Source organism: Paenibacillus sp. FSL H7-0442 (genome assembly GCF_038593105.1).
GTDB classification, from domain to species: domain Bacteria; phylum Bacillota; class Bacilli; order Paenibacillales; family Paenibacillaceae; genus Paenibacillus; species Paenibacillus polymyxa_D.
On sequence record NZ_CP151963.1, the window covers coordinates 4,293,649 to 4,312,500 of the forward strand.

The 18,852-nt window shown below is 47.4% G+C and carries 15 protein-coding genes, 11 tRNA genes and 2 rRNA genes (1 of these 28 only partly in view); 2 read left to right on the forward strand and 26 right to left on the reverse strand.

Translation table 11 applies throughout. The features are described from left to right. Positions 1 to 25 precede the first annotated feature (25 nt). The 4 genes from MHH57_RS18820 to MHH57_RS18835 all read right to left on the reverse strand — a co-directional run bounded on the left by MHH57_RS18820 (position 26) and on the right by MHH57_RS18835 (position 3,693). Positions 26 to 982 carry a cation diffusion facilitator family transporter gene (locus MHH57_RS18820; protein WP_029514810.1) on the reverse strand — a complete coding sequence of 319 codons (957 nt, stop codon included), beginning with the start codon at positions 980 to 982 and terminating at the stop codon, positions 26 to 28. Between the two features lie 199 nt (positions 983 to 1,181). Continuing rightward, positions 1,182 to 2,099: a protein translocase subunit SecF gene (secF, locus tag MHH57_RS18825; RefSeq protein ID WP_049816863.1), complete on the reverse strand. Its 918-nt coding sequence runs from the start codon at positions 2,097 to 2,099 to the stop codon at positions 1,182 to 1,184. Next, positions 2,089 to 3,345, reverse strand: coding sequence for a protein translocase subunit SecD (gene secD, locus MHH57_RS18830; RefSeq protein ID WP_039275022.1), 1,257 nt, complete (start codon positions 3,343 to 3,345; stop codon positions 2,089 to 2,091). Before secD ends, secF begins: the two co-directional genes overlap by 11 nt. Before the next feature lie 90 nt (positions 3,346 to 3,435). After that, complete coding sequence (locus MHH57_RS18835) at positions 3,436 to 3,693, reverse strand: post-transcriptional regulator (protein WP_342434399.1); 258 nt, start codon at positions 3,691 to 3,693, stop codon at positions 3,436 to 3,438. A 307-nt stretch (positions 3,694 to 4,000) separates the two neighbouring features. Between MHH57_RS18835 and spoVB the strand changes: the two genes are divergently transcribed. Beyond that, complete coding sequence (gene spoVB / locus MHH57_RS18840) at positions 4,001 to 5,575, forward strand: stage V sporulation protein B (protein ID WP_029514809.1); 1,575 nt, start codon at positions 4,001 to 4,003, stop codon at positions 5,573 to 5,575. A gap of 5 nt (positions 5,576 to 5,580) precedes the next feature. Here spoVB and MHH57_RS18845 read toward each other — a convergent pair whose 3' ends face one another. Further along, positions 5,581 to 6,357 carry a DUF421 domain-containing protein gene (locus MHH57_RS18845; RefSeq protein ID WP_029514807.1) on the reverse strand — a complete coding sequence of 259 codons (777 nt, stop codon included), beginning with the start codon at positions 6,355 to 6,357 and terminating at the stop codon, positions 5,581 to 5,583. A 206-nt stretch (positions 6,358 to 6,563) separates the two neighbouring features. On the opposite strand from MHH57_RS18845, the gene MHH57_RS18850 reads away from it, so the two are divergent. After that, positions 6,564 to 6,953, forward strand: coding sequence for a TIGR04086 family membrane protein (locus tag MHH57_RS18850; RefSeq protein WP_029514806.1), 390 nt, complete (start codon positions 6,564 to 6,566; stop codon positions 6,951 to 6,953). An 87-nt stretch (positions 6,954 to 7,040) separates the two neighbouring features. Here the strand turns inward: MHH57_RS18850 and yajC are convergent, their stop codons facing one another. The 21 genes from yajC to MHH57_RS18955 all read right to left on the reverse strand — a co-directional run. Beyond that, on the reverse strand, positions 7,041 to 7,376 hold the full coding sequence (gene yajC / locus MHH57_RS18855) for a preprotein translocase subunit YajC (protein WP_029514804.1): 336 nt from the start codon (positions 7,374 to 7,376) through the stop codon (positions 7,041 to 7,043). Positions 7,377 to 7,410: 34 nt separating this feature from the next. Then, on the reverse strand, positions 7,411 to 8,550 hold the full coding sequence (gene tgt / locus MHH57_RS18860; RefSeq protein WP_039275028.1) for a tRNA guanosine(34) transglycosylase Tgt: 1,140 nt from the start codon (positions 8,548 to 8,550) through the stop codon (positions 7,411 to 7,413). 20 nt (positions 8,551 to 8,570) lie between these two features. Then, positions 8,571 to 9,599 (reverse strand): tRNA preQ1(34) S-adenosylmethionine ribosyltransferase-isomerase QueA, encoded by a 1,029-nt coding sequence (gene queA, locus MHH57_RS18865; protein ID WP_342434400.1) that lies wholly within the window; start codon positions 9,597 to 9,599, stop codon positions 8,571 to 8,573. 7 nt (positions 9,600 to 9,606) lie between these two features. Further along, positions 9,607 to 11,700, reverse strand: a complete 2,094-nt coding sequence (locus tag MHH57_RS18870; protein WP_340956561.1) for a SpoIID/LytB domain-containing protein — start codon at positions 11,698 to 11,700, stop codon at positions 9,607 to 9,609. Between the two features lie 228 nt (positions 11,701 to 11,928). Further along, positions 11,929 to 12,936: a Holliday junction branch migration DNA helicase RuvB gene (gene ruvB / locus MHH57_RS18875; RefSeq protein WP_013372650.1), complete on the reverse strand. Its 1,008-nt coding sequence runs from the start codon at positions 12,934 to 12,936 to the stop codon at positions 11,929 to 11,931. A gap of 50 nt (positions 12,937 to 12,986) precedes the next feature. Next, entirely contained in the window at positions 12,987 to 13,601 is a 615-nt protein-coding gene (gene ruvA / locus MHH57_RS18880; protein WP_029514798.1) for a Holliday junction branch migration protein RuvA, read from the reverse strand. Then, positions 13,598 to 14,101, reverse strand: a complete 504-nt coding sequence (gene ruvC, locus MHH57_RS18885; RefSeq protein WP_029514797.1) for a crossover junction endodeoxyribonuclease RuvC — start codon at positions 14,099 to 14,101, stop codon at positions 13,598 to 13,600. The genes ruvA and ruvC overlap by 4 nt, the downstream gene beginning before the upstream one ends. A 228-nt stretch (positions 14,102 to 14,329) precedes the next feature. Further along, positions 14,330 to 15,034 (reverse strand): BofC C-terminal domain-containing protein, encoded by a 705-nt coding sequence (locus tag MHH57_RS18890; protein WP_029514796.1) that lies wholly within the window; start codon positions 15,032 to 15,034, stop codon positions 14,330 to 14,332. Positions 15,035 to 15,149: 115 nt separating this feature from the next. After that, a tRNA-Pro gene (locus MHH57_RS18895) sits at positions 15,150 to 15,223 on the reverse strand. A 7-nt stretch (positions 15,224 to 15,230) separates the two neighbouring features. Beyond that, positions 15,231 to 15,310, reverse strand: a tRNA-Leu gene (locus tag MHH57_RS18900). Positions 15,311 to 15,322: 12 nt separating this feature from the next. Continuing rightward, positions 15,323 to 15,399, reverse strand: a tRNA-Arg gene (locus MHH57_RS18905). Positions 15,400 to 15,404: 5 nt separating this feature from the next. Continuing rightward, a tRNA-Gly gene (locus MHH57_RS18910) sits at positions 15,405 to 15,479 on the reverse strand. A gap of 35 nt (positions 15,480 to 15,514) precedes the next feature. Then, positions 15,515 to 15,590, reverse strand: a tRNA-Lys gene (locus tag MHH57_RS18915). A gap of 28 nt (positions 15,591 to 15,618) precedes the next feature. Next, positions 15,619 to 15,695: transfer RNA gene (locus MHH57_RS18920), tRNA-Asp, on the reverse strand. Positions 15,696 to 15,721: 26 nt separating this feature from the next. Beyond that, positions 15,722 to 15,798, reverse strand: a tRNA-Met gene (locus MHH57_RS18925). Positions 15,799 to 15,827: 29 nt separating this feature from the next. Further along, positions 15,828 to 15,903 (reverse strand) — tRNA-Val (locus MHH57_RS18930). A gap of 10 nt (positions 15,904 to 15,913) precedes the next feature. After that, positions 15,914 to 15,985 (reverse strand) — tRNA-Glu (locus tag MHH57_RS18935). A 17-nt stretch (positions 15,986 to 16,002) separates the two neighbouring features. After that, positions 16,003 to 16,094 (reverse strand) — tRNA-Ser (locus tag MHH57_RS18940). Positions 16,095 to 16,097: 3 nt separating this feature from the next. Then, positions 16,098 to 16,173, reverse strand: a tRNA-Asn gene (locus tag MHH57_RS18945). Positions 16,174 to 16,192: 19 nt separating this feature from the next. Beyond that, positions 16,193 to 16,309 (reverse strand): 5S ribosomal RNA (rrf, locus tag MHH57_RS18950). Between the two features lie 150 nt (positions 16,310 to 16,459). Beyond that, positions 16,460 to 18,852, reverse strand: a 23S ribosomal RNA gene (locus MHH57_RS18955); it runs 534 nt beyond the window's last position.

Here is an 18,852-nt window from a genome sequence, read left to right on the forward strand (position 1 = left end):
ACCTTTCTTTCATAGTCGTCCTGCCCTATTGAAGCAACGACGACACATCATTATCTGGCAGTTCATGATTGGATTTGTATGGATATCCGGCTTGATAAGAAATGAACTGCATTTGTACATGGGTCACCTGTGGAAAACGGGCTAACAGTAAATTTTTGGCTCGATCGGCGATTTCCTGCGCTTCCTGTACCGTAATCCGCGGGTTCACACTTATCGTTACATCCACTGTTATGAAATGCCCTGTTTCCTGGGCATGTAAGTGTTCAACCGTTACAATACCATACACCCGTTGAATCGTCTCCATAAAGCGTCGGGAGTCTTCCTCCTGCAAGGGCTGCGCAGGAACCTGGTAAGCGGTATTCATTACCATCAAATATCCTTTACGCAGCACCAGACAGGCTACGAGCAAAGCTGCGGTTGGATCAAGATATAATAATGCAGGCCATTCCATTGCTTCGCCAGTCATTGCGCCGATCATGCCAATCAATGCAATCAACGATGCATACAGCGAGTAACGTTCATGGTTTGCGTACCGATCTGCTTCCTCTTTATGACCATGTTTAATCGAGTAGCGATATTGAAACTGAAATAGCGCTTCTCTCAATACCAACGCAATAAATACGGTAATTAATGCATACAGACCGGGTGCCTGCGGTTCCGAACTGCTTAATGAACGAACAGCCGAGATAGCTAGCTGAAGACCGCTCATCAGCACTAAAATAGCCAGTACCACAGATATGACCGTTCGAACCTTTTCACCGTTTCGCAACCGTGCCAGCATTCCGTGCCCTGTAGCACCCTTGGAACACAGAAGCTCCTGCAAACGGGAAGCACTATCTGCAGCCGTGTGCAGTGCATCTCCCAACAACGCCTTGCTGTTTGCCGCATAACCGACGGCTCCCTTTAGAACAGCCAGCGCGAGATTACCTACAATCCCGCTCAACGCCGCAGTTTCCAATGATCGGCTGCGTTCGCTATTCACAACGTTTCCCCCTCAATCCTGAACTAACCCTTTCCCAATAAAGCTCAATCTAAAATAACCGAATTTCTCAAAATCAAAAACCATTCACATTTAAGTGCCACTACTGAGCCTTACTTAAGGTAAATCTTAAAACCTTAGAAAACCGCGCCCAAGCAGACGCGGCTTTCTCTTTAATTTATACTACTGGTATTTGCGTAACTTAAGACTTTGCAGTTTTGGCCGCGCCCCCGCCAGCTGTCGGAGATTTTTGTTTTCCTTTCAATGCCACCCACAGCGGGCTGGCAATGAAAATGGAGGAATAAGCACCAAACAACAAACCAATGACCATTGCAAGTGAGAACATACGGATCGATTCGCCGCCAAATATGAACAAACATACGGAGGCAATAAACACCGTAAACACGGTTGCAAGTGACCGAGTCATTGTCTGCGCAATACTGTGATCAACTACCTGCTCTAAGTCGTCCCTGGACTTCTTCTTCGCAAATCGTAGATTTTCCCGAATACGGTCAAAAATAACGACGGTGTCATTAATGGAGAAACCAACAATCGTCAGAATTGCCGTAATAAAGGTCAAATCCACCTCAAGCCGGAAAAGCGAGAAAATACTGATAACGAGGAAGGCATCATGCAACAACGAAACGATGGCTGCAATGGCAAACCGCCATTCAAACCGGATCGAAATATAGACCGCTATGGCTACACATGCTAGCAAAATCGCCCATATTGCATTCTGCTCCAGTTCTTGTGCCATTTCCGTATCCACTGTATTGACCTCAAACGAAGCCTTCGGATCCAGCTGTTTATTAAAAGAAATCTTAAAATCATTCACTTGCTGATCCGTCAACACCTGTGAGAAGCGAATGCCGAAACGCTCTTTCCCCGGTGTATAATCTACCTCTTTACCGATTTTCTGCTTGTCCAGCAAAGTTTGGATCTGTTCCTGTGTAACAACCTTAGTCAAATTGACATCCACATTGGAACCGGAACGAAAGTCTACCCCGTAATTCAAGCCGAATATTGACAAGCTTAGAATACCAAGCAGTGTGATAATAATCGAGAACGTGTAAAACCACTTGCTCATCTTAATATATTTCAAGTTCCAATTAAAGCGCACTGATATCACTCTCCTTCACACCAAAATACTTGGCCTTCTTCACAGCATCCGCTTTAACCAGCAGATTGAGTAAGAAGCGGGAGAAGAAGATATTCGTCAAAATACTGGTGACAATATCAACGATGAGCACCAAAGCGAATCCTCGAACGGAGCCTGTTCCCAGACCAAACATAACCGCTGCCGCTATAATTGTCGTAACATTGGCATCCATAACGGTACGGAACGAAGCCTTACTACCTGCAATGACAGAAGAACGAATCGTTTTGCCTGACTTGATTTCTTCTTTAATCCGTTCATACGTAATGATGTTGGCATCGACCGCCATCCCGATCCCGAGCACAAAGGCGGCGATACCTGGGAGTGTGAGTACAAATCCACCCAAGTAGAAAATCGCAAGCACTACCCAGGTATGAACGATGAGACAGAAACTGGCCACTAATCCCGGTACACGGAACATTGCAATCATAAATACCAGAATAATGATCGAGCCGATCAATCCAGCACGAATCGTCTGATCCAGTGACAATTGACCCAGCGTAGCACCTACACTCTGAGAATATTTTTCCGTCAGTTTGAGCGGAAGGGCACCCAGATTAATCGTATCCGCCAGTTTATTCGCTTCATCACGAGTGTAGCTACCTGTGATTGACGCGCTACCGTCCGTTAATTCCCCACGCACTGTGGGTGCAGACAGCAATTCCTGATCAAGGAAAATAGCTAATTCTTTATTCAGAAGCCGCTTTGTGATTTCTGCAAATTTAGCTTTGTCCTTGACTTTGATACTAATCTCAGGTTGATTCAGCTGATCATAGCCTACAACAGCGCCATTCTCCACAAAATCATTACCGCGGAGCTCAATTTTGCTGTATTGACCTGGCTTCTTAGCATCTGCTGCCGTTGCACTGCGAAACGTTAATTCTGCAGGCTTTTTCAGCATGGAGCGAACTTCTGCCTCATTAGTGACACCAGCAAGCCGCACGCGAATACGGTTGCTCCCCTCTGTTGTTACTTCCGGCTCAGTCGTACCGAGCGCATTAATCCGTCTCTCCAGACTTTGAGCTGTTTGTATAAGAGACTGTCTGGTTACACTCTGCCCGGCTTCCAAAGGCTGGGCTTCATATAAAATTTCAAAGCCTCCCTTTAAATCGAGGCCTAATTTTAAACTGTTCAGTAGGCCCGGGCTTGTCCCGATCATAACACCAGTAGTTATGAGCACGACCACGATGAAACTTAGAATTCTCTTCATTCCGTCCCATGTTCCCCTTTCATTCTCAATATTCCTATTATAGCTACCCCTCAAAAAGCAGTCAATTTGAACGCAAAAAAAGACCCCCTTCTATTCGAAAGTGGAGCCCCGTAATGCGGACATAGTCAAATAGTTCATAAAGCTCGTCGCTTTAAGGGAAAGTATATCGTTAACGAGCTTGTGCAGCGGAGGAATACCCTCCTTTTCATATTTATGGCTGACGCAATTCCACACGTCCTTACTTGTGACATGCTCATAGCCTACGAGAATCAACTCGTCCGCCTTACTTTGACAAAGCATCTGAATTGCGTCATCCCAATCCTGCTCATCCACCTCTTCCATACCCACGATGGCCGTTCCTCCTCCCAGCGACTACCGGTTCCGCAGATCAGCAATTAGCGGGGTTATTGACTGCTTTGTAGAACATTTCTGTCCTGATCCTGGAAAACCCTTCTTCTCGTTGAAAATAGCCTTAAATCAACAATATATGCAATCATTTCGCTCGTCAATAGCAGAATTCACCACTCTCCCTCTTGTTGTCTAAATCACTTTGTTTCTGAACGGAAAAGCTTGTCATGAAGATGGACAGGTCCAGCATATCTTCTAAAGTAATGTATAGACGCAGAATTACATTTTGGGGAAGAGGGAGTTGCGATTGAAAAAGCAGACATTCATCCATGGAGCAATTATTTTATTGGCAGCAGGAATTATCAACCGGATACTAGGTTTTATTCCCCGAATCGCACTCCCGCGTATCATCGGCCCCGAAGGAGTTGGCTTGTACCAACAGGGGTATCCCTTTTTTATCGTTCTGGTGACGCTTATTACAGGGGGAATCCCTCTTGCGGTAGCCAAGCTAGTAGCCGAAGCCGAAACGGCGGGACAGCCCGAAATGTCGCGGCGTATTTTGCACACCAGCCTGCGCTTAACCATTACACTCAGTCTGATCGCCATGGTTCTCTGTCTTGTGTTCGCGCCTTGGATCACAAGCCATCTTCTGACCGACAGCCGCGTGTATTATACATTCGTGAGCATGAGCCCAATGATTGTCATTGTAGCTGTTTCTTCAGCTTATAGGGGCTATTTTCAGGGAAAGCAAAATATGATTCCTTCCGCTAGTTCCTCGATTGCCGAGACCGTTATGCGCATTTTTTGTGTCATTTGGTTTGCTTACTTGTTACTTCCCCATGGGGTAGCCTACGCTGCTGCAGGTGCCATGCTCGGTGCTCTGGCGGGCGAATTCATTGGCATGATTGTGCTTCTATGGCAATACGTGTGTAACCAGCGAAAAGATCGCATCCTTCAGCCGAATTCGCCTGGCCCCTCCTCTGAGGTTTATCCCGAGCAATCATCTGTTTTGTCACGTCTTATGTCTATATCCGTTCCCGTGACTGCTGGAAGGCTTGTCGGTTCCTTATCCTATTTGCTCGAATCTATCTTGTGCATGCGCAGCCTTGCCGTAGCAGGCATTGCAACTGGCGTGGCAACCGCACAATATGGAGCCATGCAGGGCATGGTCATTCCTGTGTTATTACTACCTGGGGTTCTGACCAGTTCATTAGCTGTTTCACTCGTTCCTTCGTTATCCGAAGCAGCGGCTAAGGGGCATATTATAGCCATTCACAAACGTCTACATCAATCGCTTCGGCTCGCTTTGGTTGCAGGAGCCCCATTTGCCGTGATCATGTATGTATTGGCGGAACCTCTGTGTCTGCTACTCTACAATAATGGCGATATTGCAGGAATGCTTAAGCTCATGGCACCTTTTGCTCTTTTTATGTACATTCAGGCCCCGCTTCAGGCAGCACTTCAGGCGTTAGACCGTCCTGGAAGTGCCTTATTAAATACCTTTATCGGAGCCGTTATCAAAATTGTGCTGATCGTCTGGCTTGCATCCCAACCTCAGTACGGTATCTACGGAGCTGTCATCGCCATTTGTATTAACAGTGCCATTGTTACTCTCCTTCATGGCTTCAGTGTCAGCAGGCTACTTCGCTTCCGCGTACGTTTGCTCGATTTCTGGAAGACCGGGATAGGCATGATCATCATGGCAGCAGCAGTGTTATATACCTACAGACATTTAACGATGTTCGACCAAATGTGGCTCCAATTTATTTTTGCCGCAGGCTTGGGAATTATTCTGTACCTTTTCCTGATGACCTTGATCAAAATGATTGATTGGGACAACCTTACACGCATTCCAATCCTGAGAAGATGGTTTAAAGCATAAGAAATCTAATCCGAAGATTTTCCATAGGCCGGTGGTGTAATGTACACATCACCTCTATGGTTAACCGAGCATAAAAAAACATCCTTAAAATCTTTGTGTCCCTTCGCTTGAATTTGATTTTTAAGCCAAAACCGGTTCATATCCATTCGTTCCAAATTTCGATCCAGCACCTTACCATCCATGATTAATGGAATAGGCAGTCCCTCATATCTAAACTTTCCACCGATTTGTGGAGAAGGATGGACTTTATCCACCTGTAGCTCTTTGTTTGCCAAATCTGTTCCGTTTAATTCCTGCTTCATTTTTTCGTGTTCCACTCCGACGTTATCATCCTTACCTATAACCGTTAGCTTACCTGTCGTTTCCAAAATAACATATTCAACTTCGTCCAGACTTTCTATATTTTGTTCACGAAGTTGTAACAGCAAGTCATCCAAATTGTAACGTTGTTTCACCATTTCGTCCTTGTTTAATTGTCCATTAGAGTACAATACACTGGGCCTACCATCAAATAGTAAGCGCAGTCGCCGACTTTTCAGACTGAAATAGGAAATCCCAATTTGCAAAATTAACAGCACTCCTAAAGGAATCAATCCTTCGTAAAGTGGACGTTTTATGTCCTCCAGACTGAATACAGCAATTTCTGCAATCATAATGGATATGACGAGATCGAAAACAGACAATTTACCGATCTCCCTTTTACCCATCAAGCGCATCACCAGATATACAATAAAATACATGAGCAGCGTCCGAAAAATATGAGCAAAAATATCGTGACTCAATATGTTCGCCTCCTCCCCTGTACTTGCAATAAGACATGAGTCGTTCATTGTACACGTATTCTGACCGTTCCTCACTTGGCTCATACAAAAAACAAAAGGCTAAATTATTGAAATAAAGAGAAAGACTGCTTGCGACTTGGTACTAAGCCGTGAGGCTTGGCCATAGAATGATAATAGTTCAAACCTTGGTACAGGAGGAATTATCAATGGAGCTCATTCGCCGCTGGTGTTCGTTTCGTCTGGCCCATCCTATTTTATCCGGCTTATTCTATGCTTTTGCATGGATGCTGCTTGGCGCATTGATTCTTTCACTACTCTTGTGGCTGACACAGATGCAGGAACAGGACTTATCATTGTATACGTACATCGTCCATGCATTCGCCATGCTATCTGGTGGCTTCGTCGCCGGTAAAAGATCAGCAAACAAAGGCTGGTATCAAGGCGGTATTACAGGTATCCTGTATGGACTAATCGTTCTGCTGGTCGGTTTTCTGGCATTGGATGCGGGCATGGTCGGCAAGGACCTGTTACACTTAGGTTTCGCGTTTGTCATAGGCGCAGGTGGTGGGATGTTTGGCATTAATCTCAACAAGTAATCAAAATGTTTGTACCCATGTAATAAAACAACACAAAAAACCGAGCCTCCTCAAAGGCTCGGTTTTTGTATAACGGTCACCAGCATTTTACGATTTGGAAACAACTTCCTCAGATGCCGTGTCTTTTGCAATCGCGTTGCTGATTGCACTGCGGTCAAAGGTCAGCTTCGTGACATCATTCACACGCAAAACTACTACATCATCCGTAATCTCCATAATTGTACCGTGAAGACCTCCGATTGTAATGACTTTATCTCCCTTTTTCAAAGCTTGAAGCATCGTTTGACGTTGCTTTTGTTTTTTCTGATTCGGGCGAATCAGCAAGAAATAGAAGATTACAAACATCAGAGCCAGTGGCCAGATCATTTGAAAAAGTCCGCCAGTTCCACCGGGTGTAGCAGCGGCTGTAGCAAAATGAAACATGTTAAATCCCCCTTTCGTATACTCTCCCTAAAACTTAAAATCCTTTATCATTATCATGAAGACCGTACTGCTCAAAAAATTCATCTCGGAAATCAAGCAGCCTGTCATCCATAATCGCTTGTCTGACATTACGCATCAATTGTATTAAGAAATGCAAGTTATGATACGTTGTCAGTCGGAGCCCGAAGGTTTCATCCGCTTTAATCAAATGTCGCAAGTAAGCACGTGAATAATTGCGACAGGTATAACAATCACAAGCAGGATCGAGCGGGCCAAAATCACTTGCATATTGGGCATTGCGAACGACAAGACGACCTTGGCTGGTCATCGTTGTCCCGTTGCGAGCAATTCGGGTTGGAAGTACACAATCGAACATATCCACACCACGGATAGAGCCTTCAATCAAAGCATCAGGCGAACCCACGCCCATCAAATAACGTGGCTTGTTGGTGGGAAGCAGAGGAACCGTATAATCGAGCACTTCATACATCAAATGTTTCGGTTCACCTACGCTCAGTCCACCAATAGCATACCCCGGGAAATCCATGGAAGTCAAATCCGCAGCGCTTTGCTTGCGCAGATCTTCATGCATGCCTCCCTGAACAATGGCAAACAGCCCTTGATCATGAGGACGCGCGTGTGCCTCTAAACAACGCTCAGCCCAACGGCTGGTACGTTCCAGTGACTTTTTCACATACTCATATTCAGCCGGAAATGGCGGGCATTCATCGAAGGCCATCATAATATCTGAGCCAAGCGAGTTTTGAATTTCCATCGCCACTTCTGGTGAAAGAAACTTCTTATCTCCATTTAAATGAGAGCGAAAATGTACACCCTCCTCTGAAATTTTACGCATTTCACTCAAAGAAAACACCTGGAATCCGCCGCTGTCTGTTAAAATAGGGCGATCCCAATTCATAAACTTGTGCAGTCCACCCGCTTCACGAATAATATCGTGGCCGGGACGAAGAAACAAATGGTACGTGTTACTCAAAATAATTTGAGCATCCATCGCTTTCAGTTCCTCAGGACTCATCGTTTTAACAGTTGCTTGAGTTCCCACAGGCATAAAAGTTGGTGTCTCAATAACTCCGTGAGGTGTGTGTACACGCCCGAGACGAGCTCCCGATTGCTTGCAGGTTTTAATATGTTCGTATCTTATTGCTGGTGCCATATTTTCTCTACCATCCTTAATTAATAAATGAACATTGCGTCCCCGAAGCTGAAAAACCGATATTGTCGGTCAATCGCCTCCTGGTAAGCATGCATAATATTCTCCCTGCCCGCCAGTGCACTAACCAGCATAACCAAGGTAGATTTAGGCAAATGAAAATTCGTAATCATCGCATCCACCACACGGAATTCATAGCCTGGATAAATAAAAATCTGTGTCCAGCCACTGCTGGCCTGCAGCACTCCATCTGCGAATGTATTGCCCACCGTCTCCAGCGTTCGGCAACTGGTTGTTCCCACTGCCACGATTCTCCCACCGCGCGCCTTGGTTTCATTGAGTACATCGGCTGTTTCCTGTGACAATGAATAGTATTCTTCATGCATTACGTGCTCTTCAATCGTATCCACAGACATCGGTCTGAACGTCCCTAAGCCAACATGAAGTGTGATAAAGGCAACGGTAACGCCCTTCTTTTTAATCTGGTCCAGCAATTCTTCTGTAAAGTGCAGCCCTGCCGTTGGAGCCGCAGCCGAACCTTCATGCCGAGCATAAACGGTCTGATAGCGCTCGCGGTCATCCAGTTGTTCCTTGATATACGGCGGAAGCGGCATTTGGCCCAAGCGGTCCAATATCTCCTGGAAAATACCGTCATATGAAAATGACAGTACCCTTCCGCCCATATCTCCTTCTTCCTCAATTACTGCTTTCAGCTCATCACCGAAAACGATAACAGCACCCTTTTTCAGCTTTTTACCAGGTTTCACCAATGCTTCCCATCGGTCCCCTTGCAGTTGCTTAAGCAACAAAACCTCAGCCTTAGCTCCCGTGTCTTCCTTGATGCCAAACAAGCGTGCAGGAATCACTCTCGTATCGTTTAATACCAACGTATCCCCTGGTTGGAGATACTGCACAATATCCGAAAACGTATGATGGCCCACTTCACCGTTATTTTTGTTTAATGTCAGTAATCTGGAAGCGCTCCGATCAAGCAAAGGCGTCTGTGCAATTAATGTTTCAGGCAGTTCAAAATCGTAGTCGTTTACGTTCATATATTGGTCAGTCCTTAACTATATCCACATTTTTATAATAGTGTTGCAAAATTTTCTTGTAATCATACCCCTGCTCGGCCAAACCATTGGCACCCCATTGGGATAAGCCCAAACCATGACCATTTCCTTTACCTGTAAAAATAAAGCTTTGTGTTTTGTCAATGACTCGTGCATGACGATCTTCATTCATGACGATCACCCCGTTACCACTTGAAGTACTGCTGCCAGATGCGGACAGGATTTGAGTGCCTTGTGTACCACTTACATGAGAAGTAGCCCCATCAGCGCCTAATACAGTATAACTTCCGGTACTCGCAATATCAAACAGTGTGCTCGGGAGGCCGCCCATTGCTGAGCGAAACATATCCGGATATTTCACTTTCAAAGGGGTTCCGTTCGCTTCAACCTCCAACACTCGCCCTGATGGACCACGTTTGGTGACATCGAGGTGATTAATAGAGGAAGGCACTGTGCCCGTTACTTTCCCTTGCAGGGATTTAGCAAGCTGAGCTGACGTAAAGGGCCCCCGCACCCATGCATAGTCTCCGGACTGAGGCACCTTTTCTAATACAATGATCTCTTCGCCCGGCTGCGCCTTGGCTATTGGTGTAACCGTCGATTGAATTTGGGGAATAGGACGCACATTTGTATTTTCCGCAGTGACGGTGATTTTGTCTAACCCCGCTTCTGTGACACCCTCCAGTTCCTTAGCATTATCCTCACGAATATACCCTGTCTTGCCACTGGAGAGAAGTACATGATACCACTCCTGTGCTCCTTTTTGCGCCGAAGTATCCCCCGAGCTGTCTACGCTAGCAAAGGCTTCGCCACCACTGTTCCACACCTCAGAGGCATCTGCTGTCACACCGCCCGCATTAGATGAAAATACAGCTTCGACCACTTTACCGCCACTTTTAATGACTTCACCAGCCGTTGCATCTACAGCCTTATTGACGTTGGCATGTTCCGAGCTCTTCCCGTTGTAAGCCTGGCTTAACGTGCCATCTACCACATTGCCGATCTGAAACCGATTGCCTTGGGCAAGCGCATAGCTACGAGCCGCTACCGCTTGAGCCTTGAGCGCTTCATCTGGCCATGAGGAATAGACCTCTGCTCCTACCACGGAATACAAATACTGCTCCAAAGGAACTTCGTTCACAAGCGCCAGCTGGCCTGACGTCATGCCAATCTCCATCTCGCCGCGATATGTACGCTGTGATCTTTCCATCACTTGTACTCCATTATTACCGCCGTTGACAATTATCTTGCTATTATCAGAACCACTTAGCATGTAATGAGACATCACCTGCGAGCCGGTCGTGACTCCTGCTTCCTGTCTTATAATGAGGCCGGCTTGAGTAGCATTAACTTTAGACAACGTGAGTCTCGGCTGCTTGCTCTCCAGCTCAGTTTTCAAAGCCAACAGCTTGCTGTCATTACTTTCTTCTCCAACCCACACGGCATACTGACCTCTTGATTGAATCACAGTAAAAGCATCAAAGCCCGCCGCAGCAATTGTCGTTCGAACGAGATTAGCTTCCTGCTCGCTTCCGTAGCTTCCAGTGGACCAATGCTTGTTTCCCTTCACCTCGGCCTGCGCTCCGGTTGCCGAGGAAATCCGCTGTACAGCAGCCTGCGCAGACTGTTCACTAGCATATATTCCCGCGTACACTTGATACACAGAGCTACCATTTTTTGAACCGATAAAAACCGTAGGTTTATCATTAGTCTTTTGCAGGGCTTGTGCCGCTTTTATCGCCGCTGCTTCATTTCCTTCAAGTACCTTCACCCGATAGCTGTCTACACTAAAACGAGCTGTACTATCTGGCAGTCCCATCCAAGTTTGAAAGCTGCCTCCACTGTTCTGTCCAACACTCAGACCTCCTGATGATTTCAAGGTTACAGCGGGGACTGTCGCTTTATATTTGCTGCCTAGATCCGCAAAAATCACTACACGAATATCCTCTTGGGCGGCGGCAGCGTGAACGCCCGAAGACCAAGGTATGCACACTGTAGCTAATACCATAATCGCTGCTGCTCGTTTGGCCCGGCCCATCCATGCACCGAAAATACTTTCTCGGTTAAATGCTTTTCCACTCATTTCTGGCTCCCCCAATCTAGCTGCCTAGCACTTATATTTGCGTAATTTATCGGGCTCTCGATCCTTGTCTGTCCCTTTAAATACATCGGCGGAATAAACCAAAATATAAACCCGCCAAAATCTTACTTATACTCTCATTCCCTCAGTCATCCGTCAGCCGATATCGTATTCACCATACTGCATGTAACCATGCAATAATTTTTTTAAAAAGTGCATCATGTTTCCTAATCACCGTGGATCCGTTGGCATGGGGATTCCAAGGTGGGCATATGCCGCCGGAGTCACTGTTCGTCCCCGAGGTGTTCTTTGTAAAAGACCAATTTGTAACAAATAGGGTTCATACACGTCCTCAATAGTCTGACTCTCTTCACCAATGGTTGCAGCAATTGTGTCCAATCCTACAGGTCCGCCCCGGAATGAATGAATCATGGCCTTAAGCATTTTATGATCAATTTCATCCAGCCCGAGAGGATCTATTTGAAGTCTCTTTAGTGCCTCTGCAGCCAACTCAGAATGGATAATTCCGTCTCCGGCAACCTGGGCAAAATCACGCACCCTTTTTAATAGTCGGTTGGCAATACGCGGTGTCCCCCGTGAACGCAATGCGATTTCCTCCGCCGCATCCCCGACAATTTCAATCTCCATAATATCCGCGTTCCTGGACACAATGTAAGCCAGCTCGTCTGTCGTATAAAACTCTAATCGACTAATAACACCAAACCGATCACGCAATGGCGCAGAGAGCAGCCCAGCGCGCGTAGTGGCCCCTATAAGTGTAAAGGGTGGCAAATCCAGACGGACTGAGCGTGCACTCGGGCCTTTACCAATCATAATATCCAGCGCAAAATCCTCCATCGCCGGATACATGACTTCTTCCACCGTACGATGAAGGCGATGAATCTCATCAATGAACAAAACATCACCCTCTTGAAGATTGGTCAGCAATGCTGCCAAATCTCCCGGTCTTTCAATTGCAGGACCTGAAGTCGTACGCAGATTAACCCCCAACTCATTGGCAATAATGTTAGCAAGAGTTGTTTTACCCAACCCAGGCGGTCCGTACAACAGTACATGGTCCAACGCTTCTTTACGCATTTTGGCCGCTTCAATATATACTTTCAGATTTTCCTTAACCTGATTTTGCCCGATATATTCATTTAGATAACGGGGGCGAAGGCTTAGCTCCGCCGTCTGGTCTTCCATCATCAAATTGGCGGAAATAATCCGGTCATCCATATTCCATCGCTCCTCTTTTCACCAGACACTTGTTAACGGACATCCGCGTCCTATCCGGCAAACAACAGTTGCAAAGCCCGCTTCATCAAAATATCGGCAGATTCATCAGGTTTTGCATCTTTCTTCATTCTGCTCCATACCTTATCCAACTCAGTATCAGTATAACCGAGGGCCTTGAGCGCCTCACGGGCCTCGCCCCAATATGAACCTTCGCCTTCTTCTACGACAGGCTCAGCAAACAATCCGGTTGCCATCCCTAACGAGCCAATACCGTCCAGCTTGTCTTTCAAATCCAGAATCATACGTTGTGCCGTCTTTTTACCGATCCCCGGTAACTTGGTGAGAAATGTGATATTCTCCTGATAAATCGCCGTTACCACATGAGCAGGCGTACCGCCTCCTAAAATACCAAGCGCAACACGCGGTCCAATACCAGATACATCAATCAGTTTACGGAATAGCTGCTGCTCCTCACGGGTCGCAAAACCGAACAGTAAAATAGCATCTTCCCTTACATGATGGTGAATATAAATAACCACTGAACCTTCAGTTTTGGCGAACGCGTAAGGATTCGGACAAAATACCCGGTACCCTACACCCTGTACATCTAAAACGACATATTCATTTTCCAAATGGGCCACAGAACCACGCAAGAAATCTATCATTTTCGCAATACCTCATTTAATTTTGAATTTAGTCCATAGGAGTGCGCATGACAAATAGCCACCGCCAAAGCATCCGCTACATCGTCCGGTTTCGGCACAGTTTGAAGCTTTAGAAACATTCTAACCATTTCTTGTACCTGTTTCTTCTCAGCCTTACCATACCCTACAATAGCCTGCTTTACCTGCATCGGCGTGTATTCACCTATAGGCAAATTACGTTGTTTTGCAGCCAGCACCAGCACCCCACGTGCCTGACTTACAGACATAGCGGTTGTAACGTTGCGATTAAAAAAGAGCTTTTCCAGTGCTACCGCATCAGGCTTATATTTATCTATTAATTGCAACATGCCTTCATACACATGAAGCAGCCTTTCTTCTTCCGGTGTATGAGCCTCCGTCTGGATGCAGCCATACTGCACAGGCACCACTTTACTGCCAATCTTGTCTACAAACCCGAAGCCCACAATAGCAATACCCGGATCAATTCCTAGAAAACGCAAAAAAATCTCTCCCCTATCGCTCAATCATGGCGTAACTAATCAATAGCCAGCGTTATCCTGAATATACTCACGGTCAAATACCATATAAAGCGAACATATGTGTCGTTCTTTTCATTATAACAAAACTTTGTATCTAATAGAGGAAAAAATTTAAACATGAGTAAAAACATAAAAAGAGACGCTTCAAGCCTTACCTCATGGGCAAAGCCTAACGTCTCGCAGTTGTAATCAATAGTGCTGTTTTAATACCCTCTGTGTTCGCTCCACGGCAAAGTCACTAAAAGTGGAAATTACACTGTTATACTCATTTATATCCTGTACACGGATTCCCTGCTGAAGTTGTTTATACACCCCTTCTGGCAAGGCCGTCTCCATGGAACCCACATCCAATTGAAAAAAAGTGCGGATTACTTTTTCTCTTTTAGGCAGCCCTTCATACAATGTAAGCTGGCCGTCAGTGCTCAAACCCATGTATCCACGCTCTTTGCATGACTCTGACAAGTCTTCCACCCTGCGTTCCAGCCACACCTCTCCTTTGGTATTAAGTCGTCCCTTCCAATCGGGATGTTGCTTCAGTAAGGTCTCTAGCTGCTGTGAACTTAGCGTTCCCAAGGAAAGTGTTTCCGTACCACATACGTAGGTGGTTAACAGACGGGTCTTCCTGCTTATACCGGAAGCACGAATACTTTGTAATAGTTGCATATGTGAGGAGTGATCTTCAGTTGGACCCAGATGTGAAGCCTCCTCCATGCCCTCCTCTGCCATGACGGTAGTAGCGAGTGGCTGTGACAACATAGCCTGCATATAATTCGATAACAGAATACCCAACCCTGCCAGCAAACAAGCCGCGCCCAAAATGCTACAGGCCCACACTGTTCTTCTCCACTGTTTCCAGCGCCGTTTCATCTGTTTTTTCCAACTTAATCGCTTCACAGTAATCCCTTCCGTCCCACTTTTTGTGTTAGTGTGACCTGGCGATTACTGATTTATACAAAAAGATAATTAATATAACAAAAAAGCCGCTGCTTCCAGCGACTTTCCTTTTGAATCGGGATGACACGATTTGAACATGCGACCCCCTGGTCCCAAACCAGGTGCTCTACCAAGCTGAGCTACATCCCGAAATACATGCCGGTGAGAGGACTCGAACCTCCACGGTTTCCCTCACGATTTTGAGTCGCGCGCGTCTGCCAATTCCGCCACACCGGCTTATGAAGTTAATGGCGCGCCCTGAGAGATTCGAACTCCCGGCCTTTTGATTCGTAGTCAAACGCTCTATCCAGCTGAGCTAAGGGCGCAAATATGGAGCGGACGACGGGAATCGAACCCGCGACCCTCGCCTTGGCAAGGCGATGCTCTACCGCTGAGCCACGTCCGCAATATCATTATATCCATGACATATAAGTGCATGAATGGTGAGCCATGAAGGACTCGAACCTTCGACACCCTGATTAAAAGTCAGGTGCTCTACCAACTGAGCTAATGGCTCCCAACAGGGTAACATAACTTTGTGAAAATGGCGGAACTGACGGGATTCGAACCCGCGATCTCCTGCGTGACAGGCAGGCATGTTAGGCCTCTACACCACAGTTCCATAGCAGTTTACATTCAAAAGTTAATTGGTTGCGGGGGCAGGATTTGAACCTGCGACCTTCGGGTTATGAGCCCGACGAGCTACCGAACTGCTCCACCCCGCGATAATATTAGGGACTGCTATTTAAATAAATGGTGGAGGCTGAGGGGCTCGAACCCCCGACCCTCTGCTTGTAAGGCAGATGCTCTCCCAGCTGAGCTAAGCCTCCATACTACTTATGACCCGTAGGGGATTCGAACCCCTGTTACCTCCGTGAAAGGGAGGTGTCTTAACCCCTTGACCAACGGGCCATACAATAAAATAATTATGGCGGAGAGAGAGGGATTCGAACCCTCGAGACGCTTTTGGCGCCTACACGATTTCCAATCGTGCTCCTTCGGCCAACTCGGACACCTCTCCATATGGCTCCCCGAACAGGACTCGAACCTGTGACAACTCGATTAACAGTCGAGTGCTCTACCAACTGAGCTATCAGGGAATAATAATCATAAAGCTCTGCTTGGCGACGTCCTACTCTCCCAGGACCCTGCGGTCCAAGTACCATCGGCGCTGGAGGGCTTAACGGTCGTGTTCGGGATGGGTACGTGTGGAACCCCTCCGCTATCGCCACCAAACATGAATTTGCTACGCAAATTCTTCCGTACGGCTATTCAGTTCATCACTTATCGTGTGAATGAATAGCCATGCGCTTGTTGTATGTCACTTGTACATACCTTCAAGGTTACACCCTGAAAACTGGATCCGAAACTCATTGCGTCTTATCTTAGGATAAGCCCTCGACCGATTAGTATTGGTCAGCTCCATGCATTACTGCACTTCCACCCCCAACCTATCTACCTCGTCGTCTTCAAGGGGTCTTACATACTGGGAAATCTCATCTTGAGGGGGGCTTCACGCTTAGATGCTTTCAGCGCTTATCCCTTCCGTACATAGCTACCCAGCGGTGCTCCTGGCGGAACAACTGGTACACCAGCGGTACGTCCATCCCGGTCCTCTCGTACTAAGGACAGCTCCTCTCAAATTTCCTACGCCCACGACAGATAGGGACCGAACTGTCTCACGACGTTCTGAACCCAGCTCGCGTACCGCTTTAATGGGCGAACAGCCCAACCCTTGGGACCTACTTCAGCCCCAGGATGCGATGAGCCGACATCGAGGTGCCAAACCTCCCCGTCGATGTGGACTCTTGGGGGAGATAAGCCTGTTATCCCCAGGGTAGCTTTTATCCGTTGAGCGATGGCCCTTCCATGCGGTACCACCGGATCACTAAGCCCGACTTTCGTCCCTGCTCGACTTGTAGGTCTCGCAGTCAAGCTCCCTTCTGCCTTTGCACTCTTCGAATGATTTCCAACCATTCTGAGGGAACCTTGGGGCGCCTCCGTTACTCTTTAGGAGGCGACCGCCCCAGTCAAACTGCCCACCTGACACTGTCCTCGCACCGGATTACGGTACCAAGTTAGAACCTAGATACGATCAGGGTGGTATCCCAAGGATGCCTCCCTTCAAGCTGGCGCTCAAAGTTCGACGGCTCCCACCTATCCTGTACAGATCGTACCCAAATTCAATATCAAGCTGCAGTAAAGCTCCATGGGGTCTTTCCGTCTTGTCGCGGGTAACCTGCATCTTCACAGGTATTAAAATTTCACCGGATCTCTCGTTGAGACAGCGCCCAAGTCGTTACGCCATTCGTGCGGGTCAGAATTTACCTGACAAGGAATTTCGCTACCTTAGGACCGTTATAGTTACGGCCGCCGTTTACTGGGGCTTCGGTTCATAGCTTCGCTCTTGCGAGCTTACCACTCCCCTTAACCTTCCAGCACCGGGCAGGCGTCAGCCCGTATACTTCGCCTTGCGGCTTCGCACAGACCTGTGTTTTTGCTAAACAGTCGCTTGGGCCTTTTCACTGCGGCCCCCTCGGGCTATTCACCCTACCGAGGCACCCCTTCTCCCGAAGTTACGGGGTCATTTTGCCGAGTTCCTTAACGAGAGTTCTTCCGCGCGCCTTAGAATTCTCTTCTCGCCTACCTGTGTCGGTTTGCGGTACGGGCACCTTCTCCTGGCTAGAGGCTTTTCTTGGCAGTCTGAGATCATGACCTTCGCTACTATAATTTTCGCTCCCCATCACAGCCCAGCCTTACGATGTGCGGATTTGCCTACACACCAGCCTCACTGCTTAGACGGACATCCATCCGTCCGCGTCACTACCCTACTGCGTCACCCCATCGCTCATAACGGATTACGGTGGTACAGGAATTTCGACCTGTTGTCCTTCGACTACGCCTATCGGCCTCGCCTTAGGTCCCGACTTACCCTGAGCGGACGAACCTTCCTCAGGAACCCTTAGGCTTTCGGCGGATCTGATTCTCACAGATCTTTTCGTTACTCATACCGGCATTCTCACTTGAATGCAGTCCAGCGCTCCTTACGGTACACCTTCAACCCGCATTCAACGCTCCCCTACCCCTGATGCAAGCATCAAGCCATAGCTTCGGTGGTGTGTTTAGCCCCGTTACATTTTCGGCGCAGAGTCACTCGACCAGTGAGCTATTACGCACTCTTTCAATGGTGGCTGCTTCTAAGCCAACATCCTGGTTGTCTGTGCAACTCCACATCCTTTCCCACTTAACACACACTTGGGGACCTTAGCTGATGGTCTGGGCTGTTTCCCTTTCGACAATGGATCTTAGCACTCACTGTCTGACTCCCGGAACTAAATCTATGGCATTCGGAGTTTGACTGAGCTTGGTAACCCTTGCGGGCCCCGCACCCAATCAGTGCTCTACCTCCACGATTCTTCTTTCCGAGGCTAGCCCTAAAGCTATTTCGGGGAGAACCAGCTATCTCCGGGTTCGATTGGAATTTCTCCGCTACCCCCACCTCATCCCCGCATTTTTCAACATGCGTGGGTTCGGGCCTCCAGTGCGTGTTACCGCACCTTCACCCTGGACAGGGGTAGATCACCCGGTTTCGGGTCTACGTCCACGTACTCATTCGCCCTATTCAGACTCGCTTTCGCTGCGGCTTCAGCTCTTCACCTTAACCTTGCACGGGAACGTAACTCGCCGGTTCATTCTACAAAAGGCACGCCATCACCCATAAATAGGGCTCTGACTTCTTGTAAGCACACGGTTTCAGGATCTATTTCACTCCCCTTCCG